This window comes from Meiothermus sp., assembly GCF_037443965.1.
GTDB lineage: Bacteria > Deinococcota > Deinococci > Deinococcales > Thermaceae > Meiothermus.
Genome location: NZ_JBBINI010000054.1, coordinates 1 through 6,983, shown reverse-complemented (window position 1 = coordinate 6,983; position 6,983 = coordinate 1). Strand labels below are relative to the sequence as shown.

The window sequence follows — 6,983 nt, the reverse complement described above, 5'->3', positions numbered from 1 at the left end:
GGCCCGGTCGTTTGCAGGTTTCCTGGCGCGGGTGAACCTGATTCTGCTGGTGCACAACCTCATCCGCAGCCGTCTTCTGCTCAGGATGGCGGGGGTGGAAGGGTAGACTGCAGGTAGCACACGAAGGTATTTGTTGCTTTGTACGAGGGAGTCTTTGAGCTTCTGTGCATCGGCCTTGGTAAGCGGGTCGGTGGTGGGTTGTTGACCACAGGCCGCAAGTAGACCTACTAGCCCTACGGCAAGTACGCTTAGGAAAGGACGTGATTGGCTCATAGTTCCTCCTGGGACAGTGCCCTATAGAATGATAGTACTATCATTCTAGATATACAACCCACCCAGATGAAGTCTAAAAGGTGTATTAATTTTCGGTCAGGTCTCTCATGAAAGCGGATTCCAAATCCCAGCGAAAGCGCCGCGATGGCCAGGTCACCCGTGAGCGGCTAATCCAGGCCACGGTGGAAATCCTCAGCCGCGAAGGCCTGGGGGCAGTTTCGACGGCTCGAGTGGCCCGCGACGCAGGCATCGTGCAGTCGGGGTTCTATGCCCATTTTTCAAGCCTCGAGGACTGCGTGGTGGTGGCTGCCGAACATATCGGCAATCGCATTCGAGAGACCATTCGCGAGGGTCTATCCCTTTTGCGCGAACATGGAGCCAGCGACTTCGATCTGGTGATAGCGCAGTACCGCCGCATCCTTATGCAGCTCGAGGCCGAGTGGCAGTTTGTGGAGTTGCTGCTGCGCTATTTCCGCGAACCCTCGCCATTGGGGCGCACCCTGGCTGCCATTCAACGCAGCATCCGCGACGAGCTGACCCACCACCTCATGGCGCTCGTGAAGCCCCTGGGCATCCCCGATGGAGGCCGCCCCGAGGCCGCTTTTCTGGCCGACCTGATGGTGAATATGCTGCTAAGTTCGGTGCAGAGCCTGCGGTGGGAGCCTTCCTTGAATAAAGAGCTAGTGGCCTACCTCCTCACCGTCGAGACCATCGGTATGGTAGGGCGGGTGTTTGAGTGGATGACCCAACAGGGCTTGTGGCCCGATCCGACAGCTTCGATTGCGAACGCTACTGAATCCGAATGATTTGGGCGACAGACGGCACGCCCTGGTCGTCGAGTAGGAAGAGCATGTAGAAGCCCGGTGGGGCGGCGTTGCGCGACTGGCTGGCCCCGCCGAACTTGGGCTGGCTGCGGAAATCGGTGCTGATGGTGAGGGTGTTGCCGCTCTGGGTAAAGTTGGGTTCCAGAAAGCGCTGGTTCTGGTCGAAGCCGTGGGTGGAGGCGCCCAGCGCGATGAGCGATACCTTCTGAATGCCACGGCCCGCTTCGGGATGGGCCCAGGTGACGGCGAAGTTGCTGTCGTAGGCCACGGTGGGATAGGGCGGCGTGCCCGTTGGGCTGAGAGAGGTGCTCTGGATGATGGGGCACGGGGCCAGCGAACCATCCGATTTGAACAAATAGGGAGGATAGTAGATCTCGTGGTTCTTTTTGTTGATGCGCTCCCCTCGAGCCGGCCCAGACAGGCCGCTCAGGCTACCGTAAACGGCGGGCTCGAGCTGGTCGCAAGTTCCACAGCCCCCACCGCCCGCCGTGAGCACGGTGCCATCGGGCAGAAGCATAGCGGTAGAGTGGTAGATACGTTCTTCTTGCGAGCGAGCCCCCAGGGCAAAGCTCCCGGTGCCGTTGCCATCGGCTGGCGGTGTCCAGATTTCGCCGGTGCGTACCGCCAGGTCGAGGTTCCACAGGGTATCTGGATTGACCGTGTTGGCCCACTGGCTGGTACTAAGGCTTCCTTCCTCGCCCCCGCTTTGCTGCCCTCCATGGACAAAAACTCTTCCATCCGGCAACAGCACCGCGTCGGCGTGGGTGCGCCGATAGTTCATGTTGGAGCCAGCAGCCACCGTTGCACTGGTGGCATTGAGTGGAATAGTCAGGATATAGGTGGTCTTGGCCGAACCGCTCTGGCCTACTTGTACGATGCCGCTGCCATCACGGAACGCATACCCACCCCCCAGCACCAATACACTGCCGGGGCGGAACATAACCGAACTGCCATACACCCTCTGTCCATCACGGCGTAGGAGCCCCCCAAAACTATCGGTGAATACATCCAGAATAGCCGTATCCTGCGAGGCTCCTGCTAGCAGAACCCGCCCATCGGGAACCACGTGCCACCAGGGGTAGTAGTGCTCGAAGCTGTTGACCGCAGAGGCATTGGAATTGAGCATTCGCAGGGTACCATTGCTGGGATTGTAGACCTCGAAGGCGTTGTTGTAGCCGGTATTGCCTGGACGCATGGTGCCGTTGGCTTCGCGGATGCCGCGGATGCCTGCGGTGGGGGTGTTGGGTGGCGTGGAGGGGTTGGGAACGCCGTGCTCGAGGCCATTTGGGCAGGTTCCGCTTGGGGTACGGCAAAGGCTCTGACCGGCTCGGCTGGGGTCGCCTGCCGAGGTTTCCAGGTTGCCGTTGGCGGTGTTGTCGGCACCGTCGCGGTAGCTGGGTTGTGGCTGGGTAGTGCCGCCGGTTATGAGCAACTCCCCGTTGGGCAGCTTGGTGACCGTGGGATACCAGCGGTCGCGCCACATGTTGGGGGTATTGGGGCCAGGGCCGTTCTCCCACTGCTTGGCTACAGGGTCGAAGATGTTGAGGCGAATACTGCCCCACTCCAGGCCGGTGTTGCCCCCGGCGGTGAAGAGGCGGCCATCGGTGAGTACGGTGTAGCCGGCACAGAACAGGTCGGTACCTCTGGATTGTCCTGTAGCACCCAGACTGCTGCGGTTACCAAAACTGGCATCTTCAAAGTCGTTGCGCGCGGGATCCCAAAGCGTTACCAGGCTGCCGTCTTCGGGGCCCAGGTCTGCACTGCTGCGGGGGGCGATGTTGTGAACATCGGTGCGCTCACGGTACTTGCCCACATCGTCGGAGGCATACCAGGCAATCACCTTGCCCGTGGGCAGAAGGGCCGCGTAGGTGGGTACCAGGGGCCACTGGGTTCGTACCGGGCCAAAGCAGCCGCGCTGACTCACTTGTTGGGTAAGAGCGTTGCAAGGGGCCGGAACCGGTACTGGGTTGGATTCGGAGCCTGCACTGGTACCGGTTTCATTGATTGCACGGACGCGGTAGGTATAGGTGAGCGGGTTGCTAACGGTGTTGTCGAGGTAGAACAGATTCTGAATGTTTGAAGCTACCGTGCTGTAGTCTCCATCGGCCAGGCGACGCTCGAGGGTATAGCCGCTGACCGGGCCACCCGAAACAGGGGCTTGCCACTGAATACGAACCGCAGTGGGAGAGTTGGCCCAAGCCAGCACATTTTGTGGGTTGCCCGGTGCCGAGGGCGAACCAGAAGGGGTGGTGACAGGGGACGAAGGCGTGTATTGGCTGTTTCCAACGGGGTTCTCGGCCCGCACTTGATAGGTGTAGGTGGTGTTGGGGTTGGCACTGTTGTCGGTGAAGTTTGTGGTGAAAACCGTGGTCAGGTTGCTAAAACTGCCTGAAGTGCCCATCCTCCGCTGGATGCGGTAGCTGGCCACTGCGCCGCCGGAAGTGGGGGCCTGCCAGGTCAGGGTAATGCTGGTTGGACTGGTGGGGGTAGCTGATACGTTTTGGGGTGCGCCGGGGGGCTGGGTGGGTTGGGCCGGGGTGGTTACGTTAGCACGTTCCAACCAGTCGCTCTTGTCGCCAGCTCCCACGGCCCGGATGCGGTAGGAGTAGGTGGTGCTGAATGCCACGCTGGTGTCGGTAAAAGTCGTGGCCTCTCGGGCAGGAGTGGCTATTGGGGCATAGGTGCTACCGCTTCCGGTCTTGCGTTCTATTTCGTAGCTGGTCGCATGTTCCGAGGCACTCCAGGTCAGCACCATCGCTGGGGTGGCATTGGGGGTAGCGCTCAAAGAACTGGGGGTCGTGGGTGGGGGGGTTGGCTGGTTGCAGGCCACCAGTGCGGCCAGCCCCAATGCCAAAAAAAACAGCCGACCCACTTTCTTCCCCAACCCGCCGCGAAAGAACTCAACCCCTGCCATAGAAGCCATACGTGATATCTCAATGGTACAGTGGCTGAGTCCAGTTTCACGTGCGATGCCACTCGATTAGAGTAAATGGGTCGTAAAGCAGAATTTTGTTTGCTCGTTCGGATTCCTAAGCCGAACGTTAAGCCTGTGGGGTGGGTCTTGGGTATGAGATAACGCAAGTCGTGAACAAAAAATAAACCCAGGCCGGTTTTGACCTGGGTAGGCAGAGGGCAAGAACATTACTGAATGCGCAGGATACGGGCTACCGAGGGAACGCCATTGTCGTCTATTAGGAAGAGCATGTAAAAGCCGGGAGGGGCAATGTTGCGGGCACCGCCAGGATTGGGCGAGTTGTACTGGCCGTCGTAAGGAGCCTTGAGGGTTAGACTGAGGCCGTTGCGCTGGGCTATGTCCAAACTAAAGAAGCGTTGGTTTTGGTTGAAGGCATGGGTCGGTACGCCCAGGGCCAGTAAGGTTGCTTTGCTGATTTGGCGAGATGGGTCGGGGTGGTTCCAAGTCACAGTGAACTGGCTGTTGTGGGTAATGGTGAGGTAGTCGTCGGGGCTGCTGGCGGTGTTGGGCAGGCCGGTAATGATGGGGCGGGGAGCCAGGCTACCATCGCTTTTGAATAGATAGGCAGGGTAGTAGATTTCGTGGTTCCTTTGGTTAATCATCGCTTCTTGGCCGAACCAGCGGCCATAGTAGCCACCGTCCTGCCAGCTTGTTTCAAAGTTGCCGTTGCAAAGGCCACAACCCCCTCCGCCCAAGGTCAGGACGGTGGCATCGGGCAAAAGCAGGGCGGCTGAATGGTAGATACGGGGTTTCTGGGCCCGAGGACCCAGCACAAACTTACCGGTGCCTCCGTTTTCTGGGCCGGGCGACCAGATTTCGCTCTGATATACAGCTAGATCAATATTGAATACGGTGGCGGGGTTGACGGTTTTGGGCCACCACTCCCGCGACTGCTGGGGGGTCATGGGCGTGGGCGGGATGTTCCCTGGGTTCTCGCCCCCGTCTTGCTGGCCCCCATTCACAAAAACCTTCCCATCTGCTAGAAGCGTTGCATCGAGATGCGTGCGGCTGTATTGCATGTTGGGCCCCTGCTTCATCAGGGGGGGTATTGAAGAACTGGGGTTCAGCTCGAGGTGCAGGCTGGTTTTGCCGTTGAGCGTGTTGTTGAGTGCGAAAATCTGTAACTCCCCATTAGGGTAGACGTCGGCTGCGTAACCGCCCCCGATGACCAGTACTTTGCCCGGCTCGTACATGACCGAGGTGCCATAAACGCGGTGCGCATCGTAGGGGATGCCGTGGTTGGTGGATTCCCAGATGCCCTTCCACTGGCCCTGCGCCCAGTCCAGCAAGCCTTTTTGCTTGCCGGCTCCGGACAGGAAAGCCAGGCCGTTGGGCGCGATGTGCCACCAGGGGTAGTAGTGCTCAAACGATTGCACATCGGCGGCGGTGGCCTCGAGCATCCGCAAAGTACCGGTATCGGGGTTGTAAATTTCGAAGGCGTTGTTGAAGGCCGTGCTCCTGGCGTTTTGTGTTTTGATGCCGGTGGAAAGGCCGGGCGCGTTCGCGATGGAACTGAAAGTTTTGCCTAGGGCCAGACCTTCAGGGCAGCGGCCCGAAGAGGTTCGGCACGGGTTATCTGGACTGCTGGTGGAGCCCTCCACAAATGCTGGGTCAGGCTCGGCAGTTCCCCCGGTGATCATGACCTCGCCGTTGGGCAGTTTGGTGACGGTAGGGTACCAGCGGTCGCGCCACATGTCGGGGGTGGTGGGCCCAGGGCCGGGCGTCCAGGTATTGGTTTTGGGGTCGAAGATGTTGGTGCGCAGGCTACCCCACTCCAGACCCCGGTTGCCCCCAGCGGTGAAAAAGCGCCCATCGCTAAGCACGGTAAAGCCGGCGCAAAAGAGGTCGGTGCCTTTGGGTTGGCCACTAACACTTTGGTTGTTTTGCTGGCTGCCGTTGCCGAAGCTGGCGTCCTCGAAGCTACCGCTGTCGGGGTTCCACAGCACCGCCATGGTGCCGTCTTCCTGAGTGGGTGGGTCGTTGCGGCGGTCGCGCTGGTGGACATCGGTGCGCTCGCGGTAGCGTCCAATGTCGTCGGAGGCGTACCAGGCGATTACCTTTCCGTTTGGCAACAAAGCCACATAGGTGGCAACCAGCGGCCAGTTGGACACCACCGGGCCAAAGCATCCGATGGTGGGCGCATCGGCGGGGTTGCTCTCGCAGCGGGCTGGTACCGGCAGTGGGTTGGACTCAACCCAGTTGCTCTGGCCGTTGGCGGTTTTCGTCCGCACGCGGTAGGTGAAGGTGCGTCCCCCACTAACCAACTGGGTATCGTCGTGGCTGCTGCTGCCAATGCCAACGGCCAGTGGTTGGTAACCCTGGTTGCCCTCCTTGCGCTCGATTTCGAAGCTGGGGTTGGTGAGACTGTCTGGGGCTTTCCAGGAGAGTTTGACGTGGGTGGGTGAAACGGCGTACGCAATTACGTTGCGCGGAGGCTCGAGCGTGGCAGGCGGCTGGGGTGTGGACTGAGGGCATCCAGTGATAAGCAAGGCAAACACCACCCCAAGGCCGCCTACTTTGAGAAAACGTATTTTCATATGCGCTGTCCTCCTGGCTCTACTGACCCCGATAGTCTAAGAAACGGTACAAACCACCCTGGTACTGCGAGCCAACACCCGTCTCCCAAGGCGAGGGTAGTCTCAGGATATGCGTACATTTGTCCTTTACGAGTATTATTTTGTGAACTAGGCCGTTATCCCAATATCTCTTGTACTGGACAAGCGAAAGACCGTGTCGTTATGGACTTAATCTCGTAACACCCAACGCTTTAACACCTCATGTAATGCCTTCGTGTGCTACCTGCAGTCTACCCTTCCACCCCCGCCATCCTGAGCAGAAGACGGCTGCGGATGAGGTTGTGCACCAGCAGAATCAGGTTCACCCGCGCCAGGAAACCTGCAAACGACCGGGCC

At 59.5% G+C, this 6,983-nt stretch carries 3 protein-coding genes; 1 reads left to right on the top strand and 2 read right to left on the bottom strand.

Features of this window, described 5'->3' with window-relative positions; all coding sequences use genetic code 11:
• Positions 1-380 precede the first annotated feature (380 nt).
• Entirely contained in the window at positions 381-1,079 is a 699-nt protein-coding gene (locus tag WKI89_RS17140; protein WP_337871594.1) for a TetR/AcrR family transcriptional regulator, read from the top strand.
• Here WKI89_RS17140 and WKI89_RS17135 read toward each other — a convergent pair.
• Both WKI89_RS17135 and WKI89_RS17130 read right to left on the bottom strand, forming a co-directional pair.
• Positions 1,063-4,011 carry a fibronectin type III domain-containing protein gene (locus WKI89_RS17135; protein WP_337871593.1) on the bottom strand — a complete coding sequence of 983 codons (2,949 nt, stop codon included), beginning with the start codon at positions 4,009-4,011 and terminating at the stop codon, positions 1,063-1,065. The two genes, WKI89_RS17140 and WKI89_RS17135, sit on opposite strands and share 17 nt — an antisense overlap.
• A gap of 227 nt (positions 4,012-4,238) precedes the next feature.
• On the bottom strand, positions 4,239-6,608 hold the full coding sequence (locus tag WKI89_RS17130) for a galactose oxidase-like domain-containing protein (RefSeq protein ID WP_337871592.1): 2,370 nt from the start codon (positions 6,606-6,608) through the stop codon (positions 4,239-4,241).
• Positions 6,609-6,983: the final 375 nt, after the last annotated feature.

Excerpts from the sequence above, each read along its gene's own strand:
- WKI89_RS17130 (WP_337871592.1), bottom strand. The coding sequence starts at position 6,608 with ATGAAAATACGTTTTCTCAAAGTAGGCGGCCTTGGGGTGGTGTTTGCC.
- WKI89_RS17135 (WP_337871593.1), bottom strand. The coding sequence starts at position 4,011 with ATGGCAGGGGTTGAGTTCTTTCGCGGCGGGTTGGGGAAGAAAGTGGGT.
- WKI89_RS17140 (WP_337871594.1), top strand. The coding sequence starts at position 381 with ATGAAAGCGGATTCCAAATCCCAGCGAAAGCGCCGCGATGGCCAGGTC.